Consider the following 25,780-nt stretch of genomic DNA (forward strand, 5'->3'; position numbering starts at 1 on the left):
ACGTCACGCCATAACCGGTCATGACGTGCGCCAGGTGGGTTAACTCATCGGCTTTCGCCGTGCGGTCCGGACCGCCCCGGCTAGAGTGCGGATCGCAGTCGTCTTCCGGACGATGACATTCCGGAAAGCAGTGGGTCCTGGGGGGTTGGCCTTGGCGATCGGGAACGGCGAATCCGCCGCTCACCCCACCCTGATCGGATCGGTGCAGCGCGCGCTGCGGCTCTTGGAAGCGGTCGGCGCGCACGCCGGCGGGGCGCCCGCCAAGCAGCTCGCCAGAGAGGCCGGGCTGCCGCTTCCGACGACGTACCACCTGCTGCGGACGCTGACGCACGAGGGCTATCTGCGGCGGGAGAGCGGTGTCTTCGTCCTGGGCGAGGCCGCCGAGGCCATCGGGCAGGCGGGGGCGCGGCGTCGGCAGCGCACTCGTATCTCTGAGGCGCTGGCTCTGGCGGGCCGTGAGCTGAGAGCCGCCGTCTACTTCGGCGTCTACCGCGAGGGGGAGGTGGAGGTGGTGGCCGTCACCGATGACCCGGAACGCCCGCCGGTCGAGGAGTGGGTGGACTTCCGTACCACCGCGCATGCCCACGCGATCGGCCAGTGTCTGCTCGCGCAGCTCGACGACGCGACCAGGAAGGAGCATCTGGCGCGCCACCCCGTGCAGTCCATAACCCCGTTCTCCGTGCGGACCGAGGACGATCTGCTGCACCGCCTGGATGCGGTGCGTCGTGGCCACGCTGCGTATGAGCAACAGGAGTACGCCCTGGGCACGGTGTGCTCCGCCATCCCCATCCAAGTCGGCTCGGCGGCCGCGGCGCTCGCGCTCTCGCTTCCCGCGGACGAACTGCACCGATTGCGCACCGTCACAGAACAACTACGGAAAATGGCGGAGGCGACGCTAACGACACTCGCGTTCTCTATCAGTATCTGAAAACTCACTCCTTGTGATCTGCTGGTGCCTGGCAGACGATGGCGTGAATAGGGCTGCGGGGGATGATTCCCGGCCATCTCCGATCAATTGCGGGGCAGTGGTTGATGACCGACACAGTTCAGGCAGAAGTGATCATGAGCTTTCTCGTTTCCGAGGAGCTCGCGTTCCGGATCCCAGTACAGCTGGACTTCGACATCGCCGATCCGTTTGCCGTCCGTTTCACCTTTGATCTCCCCGGCGATATGCCCGTGACCTGGGTGTTCAGTCGTGAGCTCCTGCTGGATGGACTGAGCCGGCCTGCCGGCGAGGGGGATGTACGCGTCGAGCCGTCGTCTCCGGAGCGCCTGGGCGATGTCTTCATCAGCCTCCAAGTGGGCGCCGAGCGGGCCCTGTTCCGGGCCGGCGCGCCGCCGCTCGTCGCCTTCCTCGACCGCACCGACCGGCTGGTCCCGCTCGGTGAGGAAGAGGTGTGCGACACCCTCGAGGCCGTACTGGACCGGATCCTCACGGAGGCGCCGGCGGGCTGATCCCGGACCGGCCCGTCCGCCGGTCCCGTCATCGCTTACGGCGCCTGCCGCGTGATCCGTGCCGCCCGGGGCGACCGCCCGTGGCGGTCAACGGTGCACCCGAGGCGGGCCCCGGCACGCCCTCTTCCCGACGATCCGCGGAGACCACCAGCGCCGCCAGTAGCGTTGTCAGCGGCACCGAGGCGACCAGCCCGATGCTGCCCACCAGCGTGCGCACGATTTCTTCCGCGACGACCTCACTCGTCGCGACCGTACCGACGCTGCTCCGGGCGATCGAGAACAGCAGGAGCAACGGCAGCGCCGCCCCCGCATAGGCCAGTACGAGGGTGTTCACGACCGACGCGATGTGATCCCGTCCGATCCGCATCGCGGCGCCGTACAGCTTGCGCCAACTCGCCGACGGGTCCGCCTCCTTGAGCTCCCATACCGCGGCGGTCTGGGTCACCGTCACATCGTCGAGCACGCCCAGCGACCCGATGATGATCCCCGCCAGCAGCAGGCCACGGATCTCGATGTCCGGGTAGAGGCCGTGCACCAGCCCCGTCGTGTCGTCCGTATTGCCCGTCAGCAGAGCCCACCCGGTGAACACCGAACCGAGCAGGCTGATCAGCAGCAGCGAGGCGAGCGTGCCGAGCACCGCCACCGACGTACGGGCCGTCAGACCGTGGCACAGATAGAGCGCGATCAACATGATCGCGCTGCCGCCGACCACCGCCACCACCAGCGGATCGGAACCCTGGAGGATGGCCGGCAGGATGAACAGCGTCAGCACCATGAAGCTCGCCATCAGTGCGACCAGCGCGAGCACCCCGCGCAACCGGCCGACGATCACGACTGCAATCGCGAAGATGGCGGCCAGAACCCACATCGGGAACGTCCGGTCGACATCGCTGACCGAGTACTGCAAATCCTTCGGGGCCCGGGGGGAGTACGACACCACCAAGCCCTGGCCGGTCGTGTAGTGCCGCAAGGCGTCCGGTGTCACCACCGTCTGGAAGGTGCGCCCGGCGTTTTGTCCTGTGATGACCTTGATTGTTGCCCGCTGGCACTTCTTGCCCTTTGGTGCTCCTCCGGACGGAGGCTGCCCCTGCGGCCCCGGTGGCTGCGGCTGCGGCTCGGCGTGCACATCCGCACAGTTCACCTCCTCCACCTTGATCACCCGGGCCTGCTCCGTGGGCTGGTCGAAGCCGACCCCGGACGGCTTGTGCGGGGGCGCGCCGCCCGGCCACAGCACGACCAGGCCGACCACCACGGCGGCCGCGAACGGGATCAGAATCGCCGCGATGACCTTGCGCAGATGGCGTGAGACGGGCGCGGCAGGCCCGTGGCTGTGGGCATGCGAGTGCGCGACGGAATGAGGGTGGGACTCGGGAGGGCTCACACCCCGATCCTTGCAAGAACTCCAGGGGCCCCCTGTTCACCCCGGCATATCGGCCGCTACCGTGGTGGCACCTTTGCAATCGCGGGAGCTCGGAGCACCGGGCTGAGAGGGCGCTGACCTTCGTCCCAGCGACGTTTCACGTGAAACGTCGGCGGACGGAAGCCGCTGCGTCGACCGCCGAACCTGTTACCGGGTAATGCCGGCGTAGGGAGTTGGGTCTTTATGACTCTGCAGGATGCACGCACGCCTGAAAACGCTCAGGACGGCAGCCAGAACGGTGCCGCCAACGGCAGCCAGCCGCTGATCGGCTGGCACAAGGGCTATGTCTCCGGTTCGCGGCCCGATCTGCGGGTCCCCGTCCGGAAGGTGCACCTCACCAACGGCAAGGACGTGACGCTCTATGACACGTCCGGGCCGTACACCGATCCGAACATCGACACCGACGTCCGCCGCGGCCTCGCGCCGCTGCGGGAGAACTGGATCATCGCTCGCGGCGACACGGAGGAGTACGCGGGCCGCCCCATGCGGCCTGAGGACGACGGTCTCAAGCACACCTCGCCGCGCGGCGGCCTCAAGAACCTCGACGCGGTCTTCCCCGGCCGCCCGCGCCAGCCGCGCCGCGGCCGGGGCGGCGCCGCGGTGACCCAGCTCGCCTACGCCCGGCGTGGCGAGATCACCGCGGAGATGGAGTACGTCGCCATCCGCGAGAACGTCAGCCCCGAGTTCGTACGGGACGAGATCGCGGCCGGCCGCGCCGTACTGCCGGCCAACGTCAACCACCCGGAGATCGAGCCGATGATCATCGGCAAGAACTTCCTGGTGAAGGTCAACGCCAACATCGGCAACTCCGCCGTCACCTCCTCCATCGAGGAGGAGGTGGACAAGATGACCTGGGCCACCAAGTGGGGCGCCGACACGGTCATGGACCTCTCCACGGGACGCAACATCCACACCACCCGCGAGTGGGTGCTGCGCAACTCCCCCGTCCCCATCGGCACCGTCCCGCTCTACCAGGCTCTGGAGAAGGTCGACGGCAAGGCCGAGGAGCTGACCTGGGAGATCTACAAGGACACCGTCATCGAGCAGGCCGAACAGGGCGTCGACTACATGACGGTGCACGCGGGCGTGCTGCTCCGCTACGTCCCGCTCACCGCCCGCCGTAAGACGGGCATCGTCTCCCGCGGCGGCTCGATCATGGCCGCCTGGTGCCTGGCCCACCATCAGGAGTCGTTCCTCTACACGCACTTCGAGGAGCTCTGCGAGATCCTCGCCTCCTACGACGTCACCTACTCGCTCGGCGACGGCCTGCGCCCCGGCTCCATCGCGGATGCCAACGACGAGGCCCAGTTCGCGGAGCTGCGGACGCTCGGTGAGCTCAACACCATCGCCAAGCGGCACGGCGTCCAGACGATGATCGAGGGCCCGGGACACGTCCCGATGCACAAGATCAAGGAGAACATCGACCTCCAGCAGGAGATCTGCGAGGAGGCCCCGTTCTACACGCTCGGCCCGCTGACCACCGACATCGCGCCCGCCTATGACCACATCACGTCCGGAATCGGCGCCGCGATGATCGCCTGGTGGGGCACCGCGATGCTCTGCTACGTCACGCCCAAGGAGCACCTGGGCCTGCCCGACCGTGATGACGTCAAGACCGGCGTCATCACGTACAAGATCGCGGCCCATGCGGCGGACCTTGCCAAGGGCCACCCGGGCGCGCAGGACTGGGACGACGCCCTCTCCGACGCGCGCTTCGAGTTCCGCTGGGAGGACCAGTTCAACCTGGCCCTCGACCCGGACACCGCCCGTGCCTTCCACGACGCGACCCTGCCCGCCGAACCGGCGAAGACGGCCCATTTCTGCTCGATGTGCGGCCCGAAGTTCTGCTCGATGAAGATCAGCCGGAGCATCACCGAGCAGTTCGGTGGCGAGGCGGACGCGTCGCCCGAGGAGATCGAGGCGGGGATGCTCGAGAAGTCCAAGGAGTTCGCGGCCAGCGGGAACCGGGTGTATCTGCCGATGGCGGACTGACACCCGTAGAGGACCAGCACTGCGCGGGCCGGCGCCGCTCCGAGGCGGAAGGATGCCTGGGGGCGACGCCAGTCCGTGTGGGCGCCGCAGAACAATCGGCCGGGGCTGTCGCCGAAGCGGGCGCCCCGGCCGTCGCCGCCGGTCCGGCCTACTCCGGTGATCCCCCGCCCGGACCCTGCCCCGCACCCGATTCCCCGTACTCCGGGCTCGTGAAATCCGGGCTGGAATAGCGCGGACGCGACCCCGATGAGCCGCTGTCGGGGCTCGAGAACGTGGGGCGGGTGTAACCGAGGGTCGGGATGCGGTGTTGGGGGGCGGGCTGGGGGACGTACCGGACGGGGTCCGGATCCGCGTCCGGGGAGGGGTCGGTGAGGGCCTCGCGGAGAAAGGGCAGGAGACCGCGTTCGAGGAGGGCGTGGCGCCAGGCGTCGCGGGCGCGGTCGAGGTCCATGGTCAGGAGTTCCTGCGCTCTGGAGGCGCGGGAGGACGTCGAACCGTTGCGCAGGGCCGTGATGACGAGGCCTGCCATCGCAACGAGGGCGCCGGCCGCTGTCAGGGCGGCGAATATCCAGCCGACGCTGATCAGCGGCTGGGCCATGGACTTGTCGGGGCTGACGGCACGCAGGACATAGCCGATGAGGAGGAAGAGGACGGCGGCGATGCCGGCGAGAACCGGGACGAGGACGGCGATCATGGCGGCCAGCCCGGCACCGGCCGTCTCCGGGACCTCAGGCGGGGAGGCGGCGTCGGCCGAGTGCGTACCGGTGGCCAAACCTGTTGCCTCGTCGGTGGTTTCGTTCCGCTCCGAGTCGTCCGTTCTGTCCGTGGACGGTGCCGCCGCGGGTGCCCGCAGGGCGGTGCGGAGCTGGACATAGCGCTGGTATTCGGCCGTGGCGCAGGCGGCGATGGCGGTGGTGGCGCTTATTGCCATCGCACGCAACTGCTCGGCGCTGAGGTGCTGACCCGCGGCGGCGGTGAGGCCGTCCGGGTGGTGTCCGGCGGTGCGCAGTGCCTCATCGAGGAGCCGCGTGAATTCCGCGCGATCCTCGTTCAGCAGGTGCGGAGCGCTGTTCATGTGGATCCCCCGATGCTCCGTAGGGCCGTACGTGCCGGCTGGGCCGGGCAGTGGGCGGAAACGGAGGAGAGCCTGCTACGGATAGCCCGATGGTAGAGCGCCTCCGGCACGGGGTGACAGTGAGTTTGCGGAATTTGAGTAATGCCGCGACCGGATCCCGCCCCAACCAAAGGCCCGCCGCCCACCCACCGGCCCGGGCAGGCATCTGCCCGGAGAACGCTCAGCCATTCAGGGGGAGCTGAACCACCAGCAGCTTTCCGGCCATGGTGACGCCGCCGTCCATCGCGATGGCCAGTCCGTCGGCGTAGACATGCGGACCGTCGACGGCGATGCCGTCGTTGTCGCCGTCCTCGGTGCCGACCTCGCCGAGGAGGTAGGGAATCGGGCTGTGGCCGTGCACCACGCGCTCGCCGCCGTAGGCGTCCAGAAGCTCGCGTACGGCCTGGGATCCGGACTCGTCGCGGAAGGCGAAGCGCTTGGTGAACTTTCGGAACAGGTCCCAGACTTCGCCGGCGTCGCTGCGGGTCAGCACGTCGTGGACGGTGTCGTTGACGGCCTCGATGGAGTCGCCGTATTCGAGGTAGGCGGTGGTGTCGGAGTGCACGAGCAGATGCCCGTCCTCCTCCATCACGGCGTCCAGGCGGGCCATCCACTGCAGGTGGTGGTCCTGCAGGCGTTCCATGTCGGACTTCTGGCCGCCGTTGAGGAGCCAGGCGGCCTGGAAGGAGGCCGTGCCGGCGCCGGACTGGATGGGGGTGTCGCCGAACCGCTTGGCGCCCAGCAGCAGAAGCTCGTGGTTGCCCATCAGGGCCTTGCAGTAGCCGCCGGCCGCCGCGGCCTCGGCGGAGAGCTGCATGACCAGGTCGATGACGCCGATGCCGTCCGGGCCGCGGTCGGTGAAGTCGCCCAGGAACCAGAGACGGGCGTTGCCGGCGGCCCAGTTGCCGTCGGCGTCGATCAGCCCTTCGGCGGCGAGCGCCTCGCGCAGCTCGTCGTAATAGCCGTGGACGTCGCCGACGACATACAGCGGGCCCATGCCTTCGGGCGCGTCCTGGTCGACGGCGGGCTCGGCCGACGGCACGAGGCCGGCAGCCGGGCGGTCGATGAGGGTGTCCGTACGGGCCGCGCCGATGACCGGGAGGTCGCGCGCGGTCGGGGTGTACTCCTCGGGCAGCTCGACCGGCGCGGCGGGGGTCGGCACCAAAGGCGGTGCGGCCGGGGGGCCGGCGGGCAGATGGGCCGGCGGTCCGGCCGGCGGCATGGGCGGCGGCGCCGCGGCCGCACCGGAGTGCGGTCCGGGCGGCACAGGAGACGCCGATTGTCCCGCCATGGTCCACACCATGGGTCCCTGACTGGCCCCCTGAGTCATTGACCCCTCCACCGTCGCGCCGCCGTGCACCTCTCGGACCTTGCCTGGTCGACGGCGGTCCGCGGTGTCGTGCGCCCATCATAGGAATGCCGCTCGCGGGTTGTGACGCACCCGGGGGTGGTCAATCGGCAGGAGCCCGGCGTTCGCGGCTGATTTCTCCCGGGATCGCCCTGTTTTTTCCTGACCGAACGAGGCGTGTGGGCGGCGATGTTACGCGTGATTCGTCGTGTGACGGCACGCACTCAGGCGCCGGCCGGTCCCCGCGGCGGGCTCACGGCCGTGCGGGATGAGCGTCGCTGGGACGAGGTCCGCACGATCAGGTCGGTCGGTATCACCTGTTCGATGGGCCGGCCGTTGTCGAGGCCTTCGATGGCGTCGATGAGGATCTGGACCACGGCGGTGCCGATGCGGCGGGGCTTGAGGGAGAGGGTGGTGATGGGCGGCTCGGTGGTGGCGTACACGGTGGACTCGCTGCAGCAGACCAGCAGCAGATCCTCGGGGACGCGCAGGCCGTAGCGCCGGGCTGCGGCGAGCAGGTCCGTGCCATTGGGATCGAAGAGTCCGTAGACGGCGTCGGGCCGGTCCGAGCGGGCCAGCAGCCGGTCGGCGGCGACGGCGCCCGCGCAGGGGTCGTGCGCCGGGTAGGACTCGTACACCGGGTCCTGGCCGACCCGCTCGCACCAGCTCAGATAGGCGGTGGTCGACAGCCGGGTATAGGTGTCGGTGGTGTTGCCCGTGAGCAGGCCGATGCGGCGGGCGCCGGCGTCGGCGAGGTGGTCGAGCAGGCCGAGGACGGCGGCTTCGTGGTCGTTGTCGACCCAGCCGGTGACGGGCAGCGCGCCGCCGGGGCGGCCGTCGGAGACGACGGGGATGCCGTGCCGAACGAGTTCGGTGACGACGGGGTCGCCGTCGGCGGGGTCGATGACTACGGTGCCGTCGAGCGCGACGTTGGACCACACGTCGTGGCGGGACGTCGCCGGCAGAATGACCAGCGCATAGCCGCGGGCCAGCGCCGCGGAGGTGGCGGCTCTGGCCATCTCGGCGAAGTACGCGAATTCGGTGAAGGTGAAAGGTTCATCCCCGTACGTGGTCACGGTCAGGCCGAGGAGCCCTGACTTGCCGGTACGGAGGGTGCGGGCGGCGGCGGACGGGCGGTAGCCCAGCCGATCGGCCACCTCGCGGACGTGGCTACGGGTGGCATCCGGGAGCCGGCCCTTGCCGTTGAGCGCGTCGGAGACAGTCGTGATGGACACACCGGCTGCGGCGGCCACGTCTCGGATGCCCGCCCGTCCCAGCCGGCGGCCGGTCGACCGGCTCACCTGGTGCTTCCCTGCTGCTGTCATGGCGAGCCGATAGTAGGGCTCGGCAGGGCCATTCGCGGGGCCCCGCCGAGGCTTGTTAAAAGGTACGTTTCTGCATGGTGATGGACCATCAATATCCTTTGAAACAAAGGCAGTTGACGCTTGAGGTGATCATACGGGGCGATTCTGGCCGCCCTTGCCTATCGGTCGGTCCAGGTCTCGAAGAGGTCTCAAGTCACCTTCACGGGGGATGCGCGCCACGGCGCAAGCCACCGGCGCGTAACGGAACGGGGAGCGCTCCGCAGAGCCTGTGCGCGGGTCGCCCTGATCGATCAGGGACTGCCGCCGGACGGGGCAATCCTCATAAGGTGTGCAGTATTGGAGTCGAGTGGGACGGTCGAGGAGGACCTGCGGTGAGCGAGAAGACCCCGAAGCTGCGTGCTGCGCTGGACGGCATCCCCACCTATAAGCCGGGCCGGCCCGCGGCGGCCGACGGTCCCGCCGCCTACAAGCTGTCCTCCAACGAGAATCCCTACCCGCCGCTGCCGGGCGTTCTGGAGAGCGCGGTGACCGCCGCCGGGTCCTTCAACCGTTACCCCGACCTGGCCTGCACGGGCCTGGTGGCGGAGCTGTCCGAGCGGTTCTCGGTGCCGCTCACGCACCTGGCGACCGGTACCGGCTCGGTGGGCGTGGCCCAGCAGCTGGTGCAGTCTACGGCCGGGCCCGGCGATGAAGTGATCTACGCCTGGCGGTCGTTCGAGGCGTACCCGATCGTCACCCAGGTCTCCGGTGCCACTCCCGTGCAGGTGCCGCTGACTTCTGGCGAGGTGCATGACCTGGACGCGATGCTCGCCGCGGTCACCGACCGTACTCGGCTGATCTTCGTCTGCAACCCCAACAACCCCACCGGCACTGTTGTACGCCGCGCCGAGCTGGAGTCGTTCCTGGACCGGGTGCCGAGCGATGTCCTGGTGGTGCTGGACGAGGCGTACCGCGAATTCATCCGGGACGAGCAGGTGCCGGACGGCATCGAGCTCTACCGCGACCGGCCGAATGTCTGCGTGCTGCGGACCTTCTCGAAGGCGTACGGCCTGGCGGGGCTGCGGGTCGGGTTCGCGGTGGCGCACGAGCCGGTGGCCGCGGCGCTGCGCAAGACGGCGGTGCCGTTCGGGGTGAGCCAGCTGGCGCAGGAGGCGGCGGTGGCGTCGCTGCGCAGCGAGGCGGCGCTGCTGGAGCGGGTCGGTGCGCTGGTGACCGAGCGGGCCCGGGTGGTCGAAGGCCTGGCCGGGCAGGGCTGGACGGTCCCCGAGTCGCACGCCAACTTCGTCTGGCTGCGGCTGGGGGACCGTACCGTCGACTTCGCGGCGGCATGTGAGCGCGCCGGGGTGGTCGTGCGGCCGTTCCCGGGTGAGGGCGTGCGGGTGACCATCGGTGAGAGTGCCGCGATGGATCTGTTCCTGCAGGCAGCGGAGGAGTTCCGCAAGGCGCTGTAACCCACTGCGGGGTGTTGCAAGGCGCTGCAGGGCGTTGCATTGAGGCCGTGGGTCGGTTGACCCGCGGCCTCAGGCTTTGTGTACGTGGATCGTGTCGCCGCCGCGGACGGTGGCCAGCGCGCGGGGGTCGCCGTCGATCCGGCCCAGCACATTGCAGGGGGAGGCGAGGCGGCACTCCTCACCCCGGGAGATCGGCGTGGGTCCGTATGGCAGCGCGAGGGCGTTGCCCTCGGTCCAGAAGGCGACCGTGCCGGGCTCGACGACCTGGCGGGCGTCGGCCTCGAGTGCGGGCGTGAGCCCGGTGTCGAAGTAGACCTCTTCGCCCCAGGTGTGGGCGGTGCCGTCTATCGGCAGGGCCGCGAGCAGCGCCGCGGCGGTCGGGGTCTCGTCGAGGATGGCGGTGACGTGTCCTGCGGGCCAGGAGATTCGGATCTTCATGGCGACGAATTCAACAATATGTTGAAGGTCAGGGGAAGGGGTGCGCGATAAGCCTGGCATAAGGATTCATGCGCCATGGATTTGCGCGTGACGGCGGTCACGTACCCCCCTTATCGAAGGTTGCAGGCCCATGAGTAATAATGCTTGTGAATGTGAACGCGTTCACAAGCGCACGCACGGTCTGTGTCTGGCAAGGGACGCAACGGGACCTTTCCGTAGTGCATCGGCGAAGTAAGGAGGAAGCGACGTGGAGCTGGCGTTGGCGCCAGAGACTCTGGCGCGATGGCAATTCGGCATCACGACCGTGTACCACTTCCTGTTCGTCCCTCTGACGATCTCCCTTGCCGCTCTGGTGGCCGGACTGGAGACCGCATGGGTGCGAACGGCGAAGCAGAAGTACCTCAAGGCCACCAAGTTCTGGGGCAAGCTGTTTCTGATCAACATCGCGATGGGTGTCGTCACCGGCATCGTCCAGGAGTTCCAGTTCGGCATGAACTGGTCCGACTACTCGCGGTTCGTCGGTGACATCTTCGGTGCCCCGCTCGCCTTCGAGGCGCTCATAGCGTTCTTCTTCGAGTCCACCTTCATCGGACTGTGGATCTTCGGCTGGGACAAGCTGCCCAAGAAGATCCACTGCTTCTGCATGTGGATGGTCTCGATCGGCACGATTCTGTCCGCGTACTTCATCCTCGCCGCCAACTCCTGGATGCAGCACCCGGTCGGCTACAAGTACAACCCCCACACCGGCCGCGCCGAGCTCACCGACTTCCTGAAGGTGCTCACCCAGGACACCACCCTGGTCGTCGCCTTCCACACCCTGACCGCCGCGTTCCTGACCGGCGCCGCCTTCATGGTCGGCATCTCCGCGTACCACCTGATGCGCAAGAAGCACATCAAGGTGATGCGTACGTCGCTGCGGCTCGGCCTGGTCACCCTGGTCATCTCCGGCCTGCTCACCGCCATCAGCGGTGACGAGCTCGGCAAGGTGATGTTCAAGCAGCAGCCGATGAAGATGGCCGCCGCCGAGGCGCTGTGGGACAAGGAAGAGCCGGCGCCGTTCTCCGTCTTCGCCTACGGCGATGTCGAGAAGGGCCACAACACGGTCGCCATCGAGGTCCCCGGCCTGCTCTCCTTCCTCGCCCACAACGACTTCACCTCGCCGGTCCCCGGTATCAATGACGTCAACAAGGCCGAGCAGCAGAAGTTCGGGCCCGGCGACTACCGGCCCAACATCCCGGTCGCCTACTGGGGCTTCCGCTGGATGATCGGCTTCGGCATGTCGTCTTTCGCCATCGGCCTGGCCGGGCTCTGGCTCACCCGGAAGAAGTTCTGGCTGTCGCCGGGTCTGCGTACGGGGGACGAGGAGCCACCGCATCTCGCGCTCACCAAGAACAAGGTGCTCGGCGCCCGGCTGAGCAAGTGGTACTGGTCGCTCGCGTTCGTCACCCTCGGCTTCCCGCTGATCGCGAACTCCTGGGGCTGGATCTTCACCGAGATGGGCCGCCAGCCCTGGGTCGTCTACGGCGTGCTGCGCACCTCGGACGCGGTCTCCCCGGGCGTCTCGCAGGGCGAGGTGCTCACCTCGCTGATCGTCTTCACCACGCTCTACGCCATCCTCGCCGTGGTCGAGGTCAAGCTGCTGGTGAAGTACATCAAGGCCGGCCCCCAGGAACTCACCGACTCCGACCTCAACCCGCCCACCAAGATCGGCGGCGACCCTGCGGACGCCGACCGGCCGATGGCCTTCTCGTACTAGGAGGCGGCTGTGCAACTTCACGACATCTGGTTCGTCCTCATCGCCTTCCTGTGGACCGGGTACTTCTTCCTCGAAGGATTCGACTTCGGAATCGGCGTACTCACCAAGCTCCTCGCCCGTGACCGGAGCGAGAAGCGCGTACTGATCAACACCATCGGCCCGGTCTGGGACGGCAACGAGGTCTGGCTGCTCAGCGCGGGCGGCGCGACCTTCGCCGCCTTCCCGGAGTGGTACGCCACCCTCTTCTCCGGTTTCTACCTGCCGCTGCTGCTGATCCTCGTCTGCCTGATCGTGCGCGGCGTCGCCTTCGAGTACCGCGCCAAGCGGCCCGAGGAGAAGTGGCAGCGCAACTGGGAGACGGCGATTTTCTGGACCTCGCTGCTGCCCGCCGTCCTGTGGGGCATCGCGTTCGGCAACATCGTGGGCGGAGTGAAGATCGACGCCCACAAGGAGTACGTGGGCACCGTCCTCGACCTGCTGAACCCGTACGCGATCCTTGGCGGACTGGTCACCCTGACGCTGTTCACCTTCCACGGCGCGGTCTTCGCCTCGCTCAAGACCGTGGGCGACATCCGGGAGCGGGCGCGCAGGATGGCGAGTGTCCTCGGACTGCTCGCGGCCGTGGTCGCGGCCGCCTTCCTGGCCTGGACCCAGGTCAGCAAGGGGGACGGCACCAGCCTGATCGCCATGATCGTCGCGATGGTCGCGCTGGTAGCGGCGCTCGGGGCCAACCGGCTCGGCCGCGAGGGATGGGCGTTCGCGTTCTCCGGTATCACCATCGCGGCCGCGGTCGCGATGCTGTTCCTTACGCTGTTCCCCAACGTCATGCCGTCGACGCTGAACGAGAGCTGGAGCCTCACGGTCACCAACGCCTCGTCCAGCCCCTACACCCTGAAGATCATGACCTGGTGTGCCGCGATCGCCGCACCCATCGTGATGCTCTACCAGGCGTGGACGTACTGGGTCTTCCGCAAGCGGATCGGCACCCAGCACATCGCCGACGCCCATGTCCCCACCGCCGACACGCCTACTCCTACGCCGACCAGCTGACGGAGGTTTCACGTGAAACCGATCGACCCGCGCCTGCTCCGATACGCCCGCGCCACCCGCCACTTCCTCGTCGCGGTGGTGGTCCTCGGGCTTGCCGGAGCGGGGCTGGTCGTCGGACAGGCCATGCTGATCGCCGAGATCGTGGTCGGTGCCTTCCAGCACCACCTCGATCTCGGCCTTCTGACCACACCGATCGCACTGCTCGCCGCGGTCTCGGTCGGCCGCGGGCTGGTCTCCTGGCTCACGGAACTGGCCGCCCACCGCGCGAGCGCCGCGGTCAAGTCCGAGCTGCGGATGCGGCTGATCGAACGGGCGGCACGGCTGGGGCCCGACGCCACGATCCGCCGTACGGACGCCGGCGGACAGGCCCCGGGCGCGGACGGAGCGGACGCGGCCGACGCCGGCACGCTTCAGATGCGTACCGGCGAGCTAGCTACCCTCGCCACCCGCGGTATCGATGCCCTCGACGATTACTTCGCCCGCTATCTGCCGCAGCTGGGCCTGGCGGTCGTCGTCCCCGTCGCCGTGCTAGCCCGGATCGTCCTGGGCGACTGGATCTCCGCGCTCACGATCGTCCTCACCCTCCCGCTGATCCCGCTGTTCATGGTCCTCATCGGCTGGGCCACCCAGTCCCGGATGGACCGCCAGTGGCGGCTGCTCGCCCGGCTTTCCGGCCACTTCCTCGATGTCGTCGAGGGGCTGCCCACGCTCAAGGTCTTCGGCCGGGCCAAGGCCCAGGCCGCCTCGATCCGCGACATCACCGGCGCATACCGCCGCGCCACTCTGCGCACCCTGCGGATCGCCTTTCTCTCTTCCTTCGCCCTCGAACTTCTCGCCACCATCTCCGTTGCGCTGGTTGCGGTCGGTATCGGCATGCGCCTGGTCCATGGCGAACTCGATCTCTACACCGGGCTGATGGTGCTGGTCCTGGCGCCCGAGGCCTATCTGCCGCTGCGGCAGGTGGGCGCGCAGTACCACGCCGCGGCCGAGGGGCTGTCGGCCGCGGAGGAGATCTTCGCGGTGCTGGAGACCCCGCTGCCCGCGTCCGGCACCGCCCCCGCGCCCGAAGGCACCGGGCTGACCGTCGAGAATCTGGTCGTCCGCCACCCCGGGCGCACCGCCGACTCGCTCCCCGCGACCTCGTTCGAGGTGCGGCCCGGCGAGACCGTCGCCCTGGTCGGCCCCTCGGGTGCGGGCAAGTCCACGCTGCTGAGCGTGCTGCTCGGCTTCACCGAACTGGCCGAGGGCCGTGCCCTGGCCGACGGCCAGGACATCGCCTCCCTCGCCCCCGACAGCTGGCGGCGTCGGGTCGCCTGGGTCCCGCAGCACCCGCACCTCTTCGCCGGCACCGTCGCCGAGAACGTACGGCTGGCGCGCCCGGACGCGGACGACGCGGCGGTACGGGCCGCACTGCGCGACGCCGGGGCGCTGGACTTCGTCGACGCGCTCCCGCAGGGCGCGGCCAGCCGCCTCGGCGAACGGGGCGCCGGACTCTCCGCGGGCCAGCGCCAGCGCATCGCGCTCGCCCGCGCCTTCCTCGCCGACCGCCCGATCCTGCTGATGGACGAGCCGACCGCGAACCTCGACGGCGAGACCGAGGAGGCCATCGTGGACGCGGTCCGCCGCCTGGCGGCCGGCCGCACGGTCCTGCTGGTCGTTCACCGGCCGGCGCTGTTGGCGGTGGCGGACCGGGTGGTGCGGCTGCCGGAGCCGGGCGCGGTTTTGGGCGCGGCCTCGGTTTCACGTGAAACCGGCACCACCGCGCCCGCGCCGTCCCCGTCCCCCTTCCCCACGACGATCGACGGTGACACCGCCCCGGCCGCCGACGCCCCGGCCACCGGACTGTCCGCCCTGACGCGCCTGCGCCGCCTGGCCCGCGCCCGCCGGGCGCGCTTCGCCCTCGCCCTGCTGCTCGGCAGCCTTGCGCTGGGCAGCGCGGTCGGCCTGATGGCGACCTCCGGCTGGCTGATCTCGCGGGCCGCGCAGCAGCCACCGGTGCTGTATCTGATGGTGGCGGTCACCGCGACGCGGGCGTTCGGCATCGGGCGGGCCGTCTTCCGCTACGCCGAGCGGCTGGTTGCGCACGACGCGGTGTTCCGGATGCTCGCCGACGTACGCGTCGCCGTCTTCCGGCGCCTGGAGCGGCTGGCGCCCGCCGGTCTCCGGGACCGCAGCCGCGGCGATCTGCTCTCCCGGCTGGTCGCCGATGTCGATGCGGTGCAGGACTACTTCCTGCGCTGGCTGCTGCCCGTCGGCGCGGCGGTGCTGGTCGGCGCGGGTGCCGTCGGGTTCACCGGCTGGCTGCTGCCGGAGGCCGGCGCGATCCTTGCCGTCGGTCTGCTGCTGGCGGGCGCCGGTGTGCCGCTGCTCTCGGGCGCGCTGGCCAGGCGGGCGGAGCGGCAGCTGGCCCCGGCCCGAGGCGTGCTGTCCACCCACGTCGTCGATCTGCTCACCGGCACGGCCGAGTTGACCGTCGCCGGCGCCCTGACGGCCCGTACGGAAGCGGCCCGCCGCGCGGACCGCGACCTGACCCGGATCGCCTCCCGCTCCGCGAGCGCGGCCGGTATCGGGGCCGGGCTCTCGGCGCTGCTGTGCGGGCTGACCGTCGCCGCGGCGGCGGTGGCCGGTGTCGAGGCCGTGCATGCGGGCCGGTTGCACGGGGTGGCGCTGGCCGTGGTCGTGCTCACGCCGCTCGCCGCATTCGAGGCGGTGGCCGGGCTGCCGCTCGCCGTGCAGTACCGCCAGCGCACCCGGCGCGCCGCCGAGCGGGTCTTCGAGGTGCTGGACGCCCCCGCGCCGGTGCAGGAGCCGGCCGCGCCGGAGGCCGCCCCCGAGGCGCCGTTCCCGCTGGCCGTACGGGATCTGAGTGCGCGCCACCCGGGACAGGCTGAGCCCGCGCTGGACGGCGTCGGGTTCACGCTGACGGCCGGTCGGCGGCTGGCCGTGGTCGGCCCGTCCGGCTCCGGTAAGACCACGCTGGCGCAGGTACTGCTGCGTTTCCTCGACCGGGAGGCCGGGGCGTACACGCTGGCCGGGACGGATGCCCAGGCGATGGACGGCGATGCGGTCCGGCGGCTGGTGGGGCTGTGTGCGCAGGATGCGCACATCTTCGACAGCTCGCTGCGGGAGAACCTCCGGCTCGCCCGCCGGGGCGGCTCGGACGCGGCGGAATCCGGCGACCAGGACCTGTGGGACGCGCTCGAGCGGGCGCGGCTGGCGGACTGGGTACGGGGCCTGCCCGACGGGCTGGACACCATGGTCGGCGAGCACGGCGCCAGGCTGTCGGGTGGTCAGCGGCAACGGCTCGCGCTGGCCCGCGCGCTGCTCGCGGACTTCCCGGTGCTCGTACTGGACGAGCCCGCAGAGCACCTCGACCTGGCCACCGCCGATGCGCTGACCGCCGATCTGCTGGCCGCGACCGAGGGCCGTACGACCGTTCTGATCACCCATCGGCTCACCGGTCTCGACGCGGTCGACGAGGTGCTGGTGCTGGACCGGGGCCGGGCCGTACAGCACGGCGGATATGCGGAGCTGGCCGCGGCCGACGGCCCGTTCCGGCGGATGCTGGAGCGCGAGCGGGCGGTCGACGCGGCGTACGGAGCGGGACCTGCGCCGGCGGGCGTCCTCGCATAGGGCCCATACCCCGGTAGGTCGGCGGCCGCATAACCGGACTTTCCCCGGAAATGCGCCCTTATTAGGCTCGTGGCATGGCAGCCACGGAAGGATCCTCGGACCCCATGGACGTCGGCCCGAAGGGCGCCGGCCCGATGGACACAGGGGCACCGGACGCGACCCCCGCCGCCGACCCCATGGCCGCGGCCACCGAGGCCACCCGCAGTCTGCAGGGCCTGTCGTCCGAGCTGACCGCCCGGATCCCGCAGCTGCTGGAGGCGATGCGCACCGTCGGCGCGGGGCTCGATCTGCACCTCACCCTCGACCGGATCGTGGAGACCGCGGCCGAGCTCGCCGACGCCCGCTATGCCGCGATCGGGATCATCGACGAAACCCGCGAGGGGCTGTCGGACTTCGTCACCCACGGGGTGACCGCGCGGCAGCACCGGCAGATCGGTGCGCTGCCCGACGGCCACAAGGGCCTGCTCGGCGCGCTGATCCACGATCCGAAGCCGCTGCGTCTCGGCGATCTCACGCAGGACCCGCGCTCGGCCGGCTTTCCGCCGGAGCACCCGCCGATGCGGACGTTCCTGGGGGTGCCGATCCGCGTCCAGGGAGAGATCTTCGGCAATCTCTATCTGACCGAGAAGCGCGGCGGCGGGGAATTCAGCGAGGAGGACCTGCACATGGTGCGGGTGCTGGCCACCGAGGCCGGTATCGCCATCGGCAACGCCCGGCTGCATGCGGCGACCCGGCAGCGCGAGCGCTGGATCGACGGCTCGGTCGCGGTGACCACCGAACTCCTGGCGGGCAGTGATGTCGACGATGCGCTCGCGGTGGTTGCCGAGCAGGCGCGGCGGCTGGCGGAGTCGACTGCCGGCATTGTGCTGCTGCCCGACGACGAGGGCGGGCTGGAGATCGTCGCGGTCTCGGCGGACGACCCGACCGGCATCATGGGCACGCAGATCCCGCCGGACAGCCCGGTGGCGGAGCAACTCCTCGCCGGGGAACCGGTGTTCGTGGACGATTCGGCCACCGATCCGCGCATGGTGACGGCCATCGCACCGCGCTTCGGCCCGAGCATGATGCTGCCGCTCAAGAGTGGTGGCCGGGTGCTGGGCACGCTCGCGATCCCGCGCAACCGCGGCGCCCGTCAGTACACGGCCGCCGAGCGGACGCTGGCCACCCAGTTCGCGGCGCAGGCCGCGCTGGCGCTGGTCCTTGCCGACGCCCAGCGCGACCGCGAGCGGCTGGCGGTCTTCGAGGACCGCGACCGCATCGCCCGTGACCTGCACGATCTGGTCATCCAGCGGCTGTTCGCGACCGGGATGATGCTGGAGAGCGCGCACCGCAAGGCCAAGGTGCCGGAGGTGACGCGGGGCGTCGGCAAGGCCATCGACGAACTGGATGTGACCATCCAGGAGATCCGGACCGCGATCTTCGCGCTCCAGCAGGGCCCGGCCGAGGCGCCGTCCGGGCTGCGCACCCGGGTACTGCGCGAGATCGGCACCGCCGCCGTACCGCTCGGCTTCCAGCCCTCGGCGAACTTCGTCGGGCCGGTCGACTCCCGGGTCGGCGAGCTGACCGGCAAGAACCTGATCGCCGCGCTGCGCGAGGCGCTCTCCAACGCCTTCCGGCACGCGCAGGCCTCGCGGATCGAGGTGGTCGTCGATTCGACGGTCACCTTGCCGGACGGGTCCGACGGGGTCCGTCTGACGGTCGCCGACGACGGCATCGGCATCCCGGAGGGCGGTCGCCGCAGCGGCCTGAAGAATCTCGCCAAGCGTGCGGAGTCGCTCGGCGGCTCCAGTACGTACGGACTGGGGCTGGGTGAGGGGGGCAGCGGTACGAAAGTGACGTGGGAGGCGCCGCTGTGAGAGGGAGGCGCTCGCCCGTTCGGGGCGTTGGGAGGGCTAAGCAGGCCCGAGATGCGCAGTTTTCCATTTATTTCGGGTCAATCTCGGGCTATGCGTTCATGGGCATGCTGGAAGGGGCGGGGGGTAAAGCGGGCGGGGACGTGCGGAGTGTGTGCGCTCGTCCTGGTGGTGTCGGCGGCCGTGGGGGTCGCCGCGCCGAACATCCCGGTCGCGAAGGCGGCGGCCCCGGGGCGGCACGCCATCGGCGACCGCCCCGGTGAGCCGCGCGCCATCGGCGACCGCCCCGGTGAGCCGCGCGCCGAGACCGGCCACTCGGCCCGGCCGCGGCTGGCGGAGGTCAGCCTGGCGGTGATTCGGCTGGGCGAGGCGGCCAGCCAGGCGGGCCGCTCGTACGAGGCGCGGCGCCGCGCGGTGCAGCAGCAGCGGGCGGAGAGCGACCGGCTGCGTACGGAAGCGGACCGGGCCCGGCGGATGGCCGAGGCGTTGCACCGCCGGGCCGGCGCGATCGCCGATGCGCAGTACCGCACCGGCAGCCGCGTCGCCTACACCTTGCGCACGGCGGCCTTCGACGGCCGGAAGCCGCTGGTCAGCGTGTACGAGGAGGCGGCGCGGCGGGAGCGGGCGCTGGTGGCGCGGGTGGGCACCGTGCAGCGTGCGGGCCGCATGCTGGCGGGCGGCAGCGCGACGGCGACCGCCCGTGCGGCCGCGTTCGCGGCGGATCGCGACCGGCTCAGGGAGGCGCGGGCGCGGGCCGACCGAGGTCTGGATTCGGCCCGTGTCGCGCTGCGGCAGCTGGCGTCTCAGGCGTCCCGCAGCGGGAACTGCGGCACCCTGCCGAGCGAGGTGACCTCCGCGGTCCGGGCCGTCGCCCCACTGGTCGCTCCGGGCGCACCCTGGATGCGCCCCGTGGAGCACTACGTACTGTCCGCCCCCTTCGGCGGCGCGGGCTCGCACTGGGCCGCGGGCCATACGGGCCAGGACTTCGCGGTGCCGGTCGGCACTCCCGTGCGAGCCGCGGGTGAGGGCCGTATCGAGAGTGTGACCTGCGGCGATGGCCTCGGGATCAGCATGGTCGTGCGGCATGGCGAGGGCCTGTACACGGAGTATGCGCATCTGTCGGCCACGCTGGCGCGCCCCGGACAGCGGGTCACCCCGGGGGAGCGGATCGCGCTGTCGGGCGACACCGGCAACTCCACCGGGCCGCATCTGCACTTCGAGGTGCGGCGGACGCCTTACCTGGGGTCGGGCATCGACCCCGTGCCGTGGCTGCGAAAGCACGGCGTCAGGCTGTGAGCCGCTGACCAGCTGGTGTCGCCCGTGGAGCGATACCGGGGCTGCCGTATCGGGGTGAGGCGCTACTGCGCGCTCAGGATCCGCTCGATGACCACAGCGACGCCGTCGTCGTTGTTGGACGCCGTGCGGCGGGTGGTGGCGGCCAGCACGTCGGGGTGGGCGTTGGCCATCGCATACGACGTGCCGGCCCAGCTGAGCATCTCTATGTCGTTGGGCATATCGCCGAACGCGACGACTTCCGCGGGCGAGATGCCGCGCTCCGCGCAGCAGCGGGCCAGGGTGCCGGCCTTGCTGACACCGGGACCGCTGATCTCCAGGAGAGCGGTGGGGCTGGACCGGGTGAAGGACGCGAGATTGCCCGCGGCCTTACGGGCCAGCGCGAGGAAGGCGTCGGGGTCCAGGTCGGCGTGGTGTGCGAGGAGCTTGAGTACGGGCTGGCCCCGCCCTTCCGGGTCCACGGATGCCGCGAAGTCCTCGGCCAGGAGCTTTTCCGCCGGGGCGACGTTCGCGGTCGGGTCCAGGCGGAGCGGCGGGTAGGCCGGTTCGTGGTGGAAGCTGCCGGTCCTCTCCACCGCGAAGGCGGTGCCGGGGGCGGCGCCGCGCAGCGCGGCGACGACATCCAGCGCGACCGTGGGTTCCAGGGGGCTGACCTCGACGATGCGGCGGCCGCGGTGCAGGTCGACGACGGCCGCGCCGTTCGCGCAGATCGCCAGGCCGTGGCCGTGCACATGGTCGCTGACCACGTCCATCCAGCGGGCCGGGCGTCCGGTGACGAAGAAGACCTCGATGCCGGCCTCCTCGGCAGCGGCGAGCGCGGCGATCGTCCGGTCGGAGACCGTCTTGTCGTCGTGCAGCAGCGTGCCGTCGAGGTCGGTGGCGATCAGCCGGGTCGGCCGGGAGGGAACGACCGGCTCGAGCGGCGTGGCGGAGGCATCAGTCACGGGGGTCATCTTCGCGTACGGCGGCGCGCAGGCGTGCGCTGGGGCGCGCATCCGAGCTCCTGGGGGCGAGCGTCCCTCCGGTCAGCCAAGCTGCGCGGCCGCCTCGGTGGCGATCCGCTCGAACACCTTCTGATCCGCGGCGAAAACGGAGTCCGGTATCGGCGCGTGGATGACGATCTCGGTGAAGCCGAGTGCGCGGTGCTTGCCCGCGAAGTCCACGAACGCGTCGAGGGACTCCAGCGGACGGCTGCCGTCCGGCGTGAAGCCGGTGAGAAAGATCTTGTCCAGCTGCGCGATGTCCCGGCCGACGTCCGAGCACGCCTTCTCCAGCTTCTCCAGCTGGCCCTGGAGGGCGGCCACCGAGTCCTCGGGTGTGCCGGTCGCGGCGATCTTGGGGTCACCGGTCGTCACCCATGCCTGGCCGTGGCGGGCGGCGAGCCGCAGCCCGCGCGGGCCGGTGGCGGCGACCGCGAAGGGGATCCGGGGCCGCTGCACACAGCCGGGAATGTTGCGGGCTTCCTCGGCCGAGTAATGGGTGCCCTGGTGGGAGACCGCGTCCTCGGTGAGCAGCCGGTCGAGCAGCGGCACGAACTCGCCGAAGCGGTCCGCCCGCTCGCGGGGTGACCAGGACTCCTGGCCGAGGGCGGTCGCGTCGAAGCCGTTGCCGCCGGCGCCGATGCCGAGGGTGATCCGGCCGCCGGAGATGTCGTCGAGGGTGATCAGTTCCTTGGCGAGGGTGACCGGGTGCCGGAAGTTGGGCGAGGTCACCAGCGTGCCCAGGCGCAGCCGCGAGGTGGCTGCCGCGGCGGCGGTCAGCGTGGGCACGGCGCCGAACCACGCCTGGTCGCGGAAGGACCGCCAGGACAGGTGGTCGTAGGTGTATGCGGTGTGGAATCCGAGCTCTTCGGCCCGCTGCCACTGTTCGCGGCCGCCGTCGTGCCAGCGGCGGACGGGAAGGATGACGGTGCTCAGGCGGAGGGAAGCGCTCATGCCCTAAAGCGTACGGGGAGGCCCACGAAGCGTGGGGTGACGTCGGTTACGGGGCCGTTCGCCGGCACGGCGGGCCTCGGGCGTTTGTTTCACGTGAAACAGATCGGCCCGCGCTTTACCCGCATATAGCGGCGAAGAGGGAGAATCGGGACAGTGGCGCAGTGTGCGCGGCGTGGCGTGCGAGCAGGGCAGCGCGGAACGTCCGGGCTGCGCGAAGAGTGGTGCGTTGTGGAGGAGCCATGGCACAGACCCGATTCGCCCCCGACCGCGGGCTGACCTCGCGCATGGTCACGACGATGTTCTTCATCGGGCTGCTGTACGTCGTGGTCGTTGGCGTGCTGGTGGTGCTGCTCAAGGGTGCCTGGGTGGTGGTGTTGATCATTGCGGGGGGTCTGTTCGTCGCGCAGTTCTGGTTCAGTGACCGGATCGCGGCGTTCAGCATGGGCGCTCACGAGGTGACACCGGAGCAGGCACCCGAGCTGCACGGTGCCGTCGACCGGCTGTGTGCGCTGGCCGATATGCCCAAGCCGCGGGTCGCGATCGCGAATTCGGATGTGCCGAATGCGTTTGCGACCGGCCGCAATCAGAAGAATTCGATGGTGTGCGCGACGACGGGGCTGCTGCGGCGACTGGAGCCGGAGGAGCTGGAGGGCGTGCTCGCGCACGAGCTCTCGCATGTCGCGCACCGCGATGTCGCCGTGATGACCATTGCGTCGTTCCTCGGTGTACTGGCCGGAATCATCACCCGGGCCGCCCTGTGGAGCGGCGTCGGGCGCAACAACCGCGACCAGAACGCGGCCATCGCCGTACTGATCGTCACCGCCGTCAGTGCCGTCGTCTACGCCATCAGCTTCCTGCTGACCCGGCTGCTCTCCCGCTATCGGGAGCTGTCCGCGGACCGCGCCGCCGCGATGCTGACCGGCCGCCCGTCGGCGCTGGCCTCCGCATTGACCAAGGTCACCGGGCAGATGGCGAAGATCCCGACGGAGGACCTGCGCAAGGCGGAACCGTTCAATGCGTTCTACTTCGCCCCGGCGTTCAACAAGGAGAGCTTCAGCAGGCTGCTGTCCTCGCACCCGACGCTGGAACAGCGGCTGGATCAGCTCGGCCGGATCGCGGCGCAGCTGGGGCGGCCGTGAGATGTCCCGTACCGGAATCGACCAGCGGGGGAATTCATCAATGAACGAGGGAGAGTAGGCCGCGCATGGGATTTCTGGACGCCATTCTGGGCCGCAGCAAGCCGGTGCGCCCCGACCTCGACCGGCTTTTTGCCCTGCCGTCCGCCGCCGTGACGCTGCAGGCCGCGGCCGGTTTTCAGCCCACCGGCCTGGGGTCGGTGTGTTTCGCGAGCGTCGAGGGCGGGGCGTTCTCGCGGATCCAGGAGGAGGCGCAGGGGCTGCTGGGTGGCTCGGTGGAGTTCACTCAGGACGCGTACGGCTACACGTGGCTGCTGGCGCGGCATGCGCCGGACGATGTGGCGGGCCTGGTCAATGACCTGCATGCCGTCAACACGTCCCTGGAGGAGGCGGGTTTCGGGCCGCAGCTGCTGTGCTCGCTGATCGGCTTCCGCGACGGGCGGGACCGGCCGCTGGCGCTGGTCTACCTCTACAAGCGCGGGACGTTCTATCCGTTCGCCCCGCAGCCGGGCGGTGGCGAGAAGCGGGACAACCCGCTGGAGCTGCAGACGCGGGCGCTGCTCGGGGACGATCTGACGGTCGAGAAGGATCTTGCGCGGTGGTTCCCGGTGTGGGGGGCGCCTGGGCTGTGAGCCAGGGGCGGGGGCCTTCGGGGGAGTGCGATGGTCGCTCAGCCCGGGAAGCGCAGGAATTCCGGCGGCACGTGGGCGGTGAGCCAGACGCCGTTGGCGCTGACCTGGAAGACATGGCCGGCCCGGTGCATCGCGGCCGCGTCGACCGTCAGCACGACGGCCTTGCCGCGGCGGGCGCCCACCCGGACCGCGGTCTCGCGGTCCGGCGAGAGATGGACGGCGTGCCGGGACATCGGCCGCAGCCCCTCGTCCCGGATGGCGGCGACGCTGCGGGCCACCGTGCCGTGGAAGAGACACGCGGGTGGCTCGGCCGGCGGCAGGTCGAGGTCGACGCGGATCGAATGACCTTGGTTGGCGCGGATGCGGTCGCGCTCTATGGCGTAGCGCCGCTTGTCGTTCTGGGCCACCACGGCCTCCAACTCGGCCCGGGTGAACCGGAATCCGTGCCGCGCGGCCGCCTCGATCAATTCGGGCACCGGAACCCAGCCCTGGGCGTCGAGGGCGATGCCGATCCGTTCCGGCTCATGCCGGAGATGCTTGGCCAGGTACTTGGAGATGCGCACGGTGCGCTGACTGTCCATGGCTCCAGGGTGCCGCCCGGCACGCCCGCAGGCACCTGAATTCCTGGTCTAGGCGTCGCCCTCGTCCGCCGCCTTCCTGGCGCGCTCGCTCGCCAGCCGGGCCTTCTCGCGCCCGACTTCCTCAGCGGCCCAGCGGGCCCATTCCTCCTGCATCGCCGTCTGGCGCAGGCCGTATTCCAGCGCAAGCCGTCCGTAGACCGAGATCATGTCGTCGTCCCATGGGGTCACTTCGTCGATGTGCTTCAGGGCGCCATGTGCACGCGACGCCGCCTCGGCCCGTGACAGGAGGTAGGCGCGGGCCTCGAGCGGGGTGAGCACGCCGAGGAAGAAGACCCGCAACAGGCCGTCGAAGCGCGGGGGGCCGCTGGGCTCGACCTCGATGAGCCAGTGCCGCAGTTCGCTCATGCCGTTGTCGGTGATCGCGTATTCCTTGCGGCCGCGGGGGCCTTCGGCGGCGACCTCGACCATGCCCGCGGTGGTGAGCTTGGCCAGCTCTCCGTAGACCTGGCTCTGTGTGGCGGGCCAGACGTTCGCGAGCGAGGCGTTGAACGTCTTCATCAGGTCGTAGCCGCTGGCGGGGGCTTCCGCCAGCAGGCCCAGCACGGCATGTCTGAGGCTCATGACCCACACATTACCTTCCACTGTTGACATGTCAAAGGTGGACCTTCTACATTCGACATGTCGAGATTGGAATGTGGTTCCGGCGATACGAGCCGGAGTCGGAGCGCATGCGCATTGCCTGGCCCGGCGGGCCGGGGAAGCGCTGAGGAAGAGGGGGGTCATGGGTTATCTGCGGAGCTTCATTCCGTGGCTGGTGTTCGCGGGGGTGGCGTCGTTCGGCTGGCAGTGGGGGGCGCTGGCGGCGCTGGTGGTCTCGATGGGGTTGCTCGTCGCCGACCGCGCCGCGGGCTTCGCGCTGGAGTCCCGGCTGCTGGAGTACGGCACGATCGTGTTCTTCGCCGCCCTGACGGTTCTGGCCTTCGTCCAGCCTCACAGCGATCTCCAGTTCTACGGCGCCGCGCTCTCCATGGGCTGGCTCGCGCTCATATCCTGGCTGTCCATCGCCGTCCGCCGCCCCTTCACGATGGCGATCGCGCGTCGGATGGCGCCGCCGGAGGTCTGGCACACCCCGCTGTTCCGGCGTATCAACGTGGTGATCACCGCGGCCTGGGCGCTGTCCTTCACCCTCGGCGCGGCGGCCCAGGTGGTCGTCACCGCCGAGCACCTGGGTCTCTTCGTCTCTCTCCCCATCCAGATCGCCGGATTCGTTCTTCCCGCCCGATTCACCGCTTCGTACCCGGACCGCGCCCGCGCACGGTTCCTGCGCGAGCAGTCCGGTGCGCAGCCCGGTCTCCAGGAGGCATGACGC

21 protein-coding genes and 1 riboswitch are annotated in these 25,780 nt (G+C 70.2%); of the genes, 12 read left to right on the forward strand and 9 right to left on the reverse strand.

Annotated elements, in window-relative coordinates; all coding sequences use genetic code 11:
* Positions 1-157 precede the first annotated feature (157 nt).
* Positions 158-928 (forward strand): IclR family transcriptional regulator, encoded by a 771-nt coding sequence (locus ACIRPT_RS12610; protein WP_403500650.1) that lies wholly within the window; start codon positions 158-160, stop codon positions 926-928.
* 104 nt (positions 929-1,032) lie between these two features.
* On the forward strand, positions 1,033-1,455 hold the full coding sequence (locus ACIRPT_RS12615) for an SsgA family sporulation/cell division regulator (protein WP_403500646.1): 423 nt from the start codon (positions 1,033-1,035) through the stop codon (positions 1,453-1,455).
* 28 nt (positions 1,456-1,483) lie between these two features.
* Here ACIRPT_RS12615 and ACIRPT_RS12620 read toward each other — a convergent pair whose 3' ends face one another.
* Positions 1,484-2,836 (reverse strand): YibE/F family protein, encoded by a 1,353-nt coding sequence (locus tag ACIRPT_RS12620; protein ID WP_403826009.1) that lies wholly within the window; start codon positions 2,834-2,836, stop codon positions 1,484-1,486.
* Between the two features lie 71 nt (positions 2,837-2,907).
* Positions 2,908-3,064: riboswitch (TPP riboswitch) on the forward strand.
* Here ACIRPT_RS12620 and thiC point away from each other — a divergent pair.
* Positions 3,059-4,867 carry a phosphomethylpyrimidine synthase ThiC gene (thiC, locus tag ACIRPT_RS12625; RefSeq protein ID WP_403499684.1) on the forward strand — a complete coding sequence of 603 codons (1,809 nt, stop codon included), beginning with the start codon at positions 3,059-3,061 and terminating at the stop codon, positions 4,865-4,867. Its footprint overlaps the riboswitch before it by 6 nt.
* A 148-nt stretch (positions 4,868-5,015) precedes the next feature.
* Here thiC and ACIRPT_RS12630 read toward each other — a convergent pair whose 3' ends face one another.
* From ACIRPT_RS12630 to ACIRPT_RS12640, 3 genes are all read right to left on the reverse strand, one after another.
* A complete protein-coding gene (locus tag ACIRPT_RS12630) occupies positions 5,016-5,942 on the reverse strand; it encodes a hypothetical protein (protein ID WP_403826013.1) in 927 nt (308 codons plus the stop codon).
* Positions 5,943-6,162: 220 nt separating this feature from the next.
* Positions 6,163-7,272 carry a metallophosphoesterase gene (locus ACIRPT_RS12635; RefSeq protein ID WP_403826016.1) on the reverse strand — a complete coding sequence of 370 codons (1,110 nt, stop codon included), beginning with the start codon at positions 7,270-7,272 and terminating at the stop codon, positions 6,163-6,165.
* A 281-nt stretch (positions 7,273-7,553) separates the two neighbouring features.
* A complete protein-coding gene (locus ACIRPT_RS12640; RefSeq protein ID WP_403499675.1) occupies positions 7,554-8,654 on the reverse strand; it encodes a LacI family DNA-binding transcriptional regulator in 1,101 nt (366 codons plus the stop codon).
* A gap of 371 nt (positions 8,655-9,025) precedes the next feature.
* Between ACIRPT_RS12640 and hisC the strand changes: the two genes are divergently transcribed.
* Complete coding sequence (hisC, locus tag ACIRPT_RS12645) at positions 9,026-10,105, forward strand: histidinol-phosphate transaminase (RefSeq protein ID WP_403826020.1); 1,080 nt, start codon at positions 9,026-9,028, stop codon at positions 10,103-10,105.
* A 69-nt stretch (positions 10,106-10,174) separates the two neighbouring features.
* Here the strand turns inward: hisC and ACIRPT_RS12650 are convergent, their stop codons facing one another.
* A complete protein-coding gene (locus ACIRPT_RS12650) occupies positions 10,175-10,543 on the reverse strand; it encodes a cyclophilin-like fold protein (protein ID WP_403826022.1) in 369 nt (122 codons plus the stop codon).
* A 247-nt stretch (positions 10,544-10,790) separates the two neighbouring features.
* On the opposite strand from ACIRPT_RS12650, the gene ACIRPT_RS12655 reads away from it, so the two are divergent.
* From ACIRPT_RS12655 to ACIRPT_RS12675, 5 genes are all read left to right on the forward strand, one after another.
* Complete coding sequence (locus ACIRPT_RS12655) at positions 10,791-12,299, forward strand: cytochrome ubiquinol oxidase subunit I (protein WP_403826024.1); 1,509 nt, start codon at positions 10,791-10,793, stop codon at positions 12,297-12,299.
* Between the two features lie 9 nt (positions 12,300-12,308).
* On the forward strand, positions 12,309-13,349 hold the full coding sequence (cydB, locus tag ACIRPT_RS12660; RefSeq protein WP_403826026.1) for a cytochrome d ubiquinol oxidase subunit II: 1,041 nt from the start codon (positions 12,309-12,311) through the stop codon (positions 13,347-13,349).
* Between the two features lie 12 nt (positions 13,350-13,361).
* A complete protein-coding gene (cydD, locus tag ACIRPT_RS12665; protein ID WP_403826029.1) occupies positions 13,362-16,982 on the forward strand; it encodes a thiol reductant ABC exporter subunit CydD in 3,621 nt (1,206 codons plus the stop codon).
* 134 nt (positions 16,983-17,116) lie between these two features.
* Positions 17,117-18,838 (forward strand): GAF domain-containing sensor histidine kinase, encoded by a 1,722-nt coding sequence (locus ACIRPT_RS12670; protein ID WP_403500643.1) that lies wholly within the window; start codon positions 17,117-17,119, stop codon positions 18,836-18,838.
* A 147-nt stretch (positions 18,839-18,985) separates the two neighbouring features.
* On the forward strand, positions 18,986-20,131 hold the full coding sequence (locus ACIRPT_RS12675; RefSeq protein ID WP_403826032.1) for a M23 family metallopeptidase: 1,146 nt from the start codon (positions 18,986-18,988) through the stop codon (positions 20,129-20,131).
* A 62-nt stretch (positions 20,132-20,193) separates the two neighbouring features.
* On the opposite strand, the gene ACIRPT_RS12680 is transcribed toward ACIRPT_RS12675, so the two are convergent.
* Positions 20,194-21,081, reverse strand: coding sequence for a Cof-type HAD-IIB family hydrolase (locus tag ACIRPT_RS12680; RefSeq protein WP_403827059.1), 888 nt, complete (start codon positions 21,079-21,081; stop codon positions 20,194-20,196).
* A 72-nt stretch (positions 21,082-21,153) separates the two neighbouring features.
* Entirely contained in the window at positions 21,154-22,062 is a 909-nt protein-coding gene (locus tag ACIRPT_RS12685) for an LLM class flavin-dependent oxidoreductase (protein ID WP_403826035.1), read from the reverse strand.
* Between the two features lie 239 nt (positions 22,063-22,301).
* Between ACIRPT_RS12685 and htpX the strand changes: the two genes are divergently transcribed.
* On the forward strand, positions 22,302-23,201 hold the full coding sequence (htpX, locus tag ACIRPT_RS12690) for a zinc metalloprotease HtpX (RefSeq protein WP_046927012.1): 900 nt from the start codon (positions 22,302-22,304) through the stop codon (positions 23,199-23,201).
* 65 nt (positions 23,202-23,266) lie between these two features.
* Positions 23,267-23,830, forward strand: a complete 564-nt coding sequence (locus tag ACIRPT_RS12695; protein WP_403826039.1) for a hypothetical protein — start codon at positions 23,267-23,269, stop codon at positions 23,828-23,830.
* 38 nt (positions 23,831-23,868) lie between these two features.
* On the opposite strand, the gene ACIRPT_RS12700 is transcribed toward ACIRPT_RS12695, so the two are convergent.
* Positions 23,869-24,411, reverse strand: coding sequence for an RNA 2'-phosphotransferase (locus tag ACIRPT_RS12700; protein WP_403499646.1), 543 nt, complete (start codon positions 24,409-24,411; stop codon positions 23,869-23,871).
* A gap of 48 nt (positions 24,412-24,459) precedes the next feature.
* Positions 24,460-25,032, reverse strand: coding sequence for a PadR family transcriptional regulator (locus ACIRPT_RS12705; RefSeq protein ID WP_403826042.1), 573 nt, complete (start codon positions 25,030-25,032; stop codon positions 24,460-24,462).
* 160 nt (positions 25,033-25,192) lie between these two features.
* Between ACIRPT_RS12705 and ACIRPT_RS12710 the strand changes: the two genes are divergently transcribed.
* On the forward strand, positions 25,193-25,777 hold the full coding sequence (locus tag ACIRPT_RS12710; RefSeq protein ID WP_403826045.1) for a hypothetical protein: 585 nt from the start codon (positions 25,193-25,195) through the stop codon (positions 25,775-25,777).
* Positions 25,778-25,780 lie beyond the last annotated feature (3 nt).

It is taken from the genome of Streptomyces sp. NPDC101227 (genome assembly GCF_044767545.1).
In the GTDB taxonomy this organism is placed as follows: domain Bacteria; phylum Actinomycetota; class Actinomycetes; order Streptomycetales; family Streptomycetaceae; genus Streptomyces.

Excerpts from the sequence above, each read along its gene's own strand:
- ACIRPT_RS12700 (WP_403499646.1), bottom strand. The coding sequence starts at position 24,411 with ATGGACAGTCAGCGCACCGTGCGCATCTCCAAGTACCTGGCCAAGCAT.
- ACIRPT_RS12615 (WP_403500646.1), top strand. The coding sequence starts at position 1,033 with ATGACCGACACAGTTCAGGCAGAAGTGATCATGAGCTTTCTCGTTTCC.
- ACIRPT_RS12635 (WP_403826016.1), bottom strand. The coding sequence starts at position 7,272 with ATGGCGGGACAATCGGCGTCTCCTGTGCCGCCCGGACCGCACTCCGGT.
- ACIRPT_RS12630 (WP_403826013.1), bottom strand. The coding sequence starts at position 5,942 with ATGAACAGCGCTCCGCACCTGCTGAACGAGGATCGCGCGGAATTCACG.
- ACIRPT_RS12685 (WP_403826035.1), bottom strand. The coding sequence starts at position 22,062 with ATGAGCGCTTCCCTCCGCCTGAGCACCGTCATCCTTCCCGTCCGCCGC.
- ACIRPT_RS12670 (WP_403500643.1), top strand. The coding sequence starts at position 17,117 with ATGGACACAGGGGCACCGGACGCGACCCCCGCCGCCGACCCCATGGCC.
- htpX (WP_046927012.1), top strand. The coding sequence starts at position 22,302 with ATGGCACAGACCCGATTCGCCCCCGACCGCGGGCTGACCTCGCGCATG.
- thiC (WP_403499684.1), top strand. The coding sequence starts at position 3,059 with ATGACTCTGCAGGATGCACGCACGCCTGAAAACGCTCAGGACGGCAGC.
- ACIRPT_RS12650 (WP_403826022.1), bottom strand. The coding sequence starts at position 10,543 with ATGAAGATCCGAATCTCCTGGCCCGCAGGACACGTCACCGCCATCCTC.
- ACIRPT_RS12640 (WP_403499675.1), bottom strand. The coding sequence starts at position 8,654 with ATGACAGCAGCAGGGAAGCACCAGGTGAGCCGGTCGACCGGCCGCCGG.
- ACIRPT_RS12705 (WP_403826042.1), bottom strand. The coding sequence starts at position 25,032 with ATGAGCCTCAGACATGCCGTGCTGGGCCTGCTGGCGGAAGCCCCCGCC.
- ACIRPT_RS12695 (WP_403826039.1), top strand. The coding sequence starts at position 23,267 with ATGGGATTTCTGGACGCCATTCTGGGCCGCAGCAAGCCGGTGCGCCCC.
- ACIRPT_RS12680 (WP_403827059.1), bottom strand. The coding sequence starts at position 21,081 with ATGACCCCCGTGACTGATGCCTCCGCCACGCCGCTCGAGCCGGTCGTT.
- ACIRPT_RS12710 (WP_403826045.1), top strand. The coding sequence starts at position 25,193 with ATGGGTTATCTGCGGAGCTTCATTCCGTGGCTGGTGTTCGCGGGGGTG.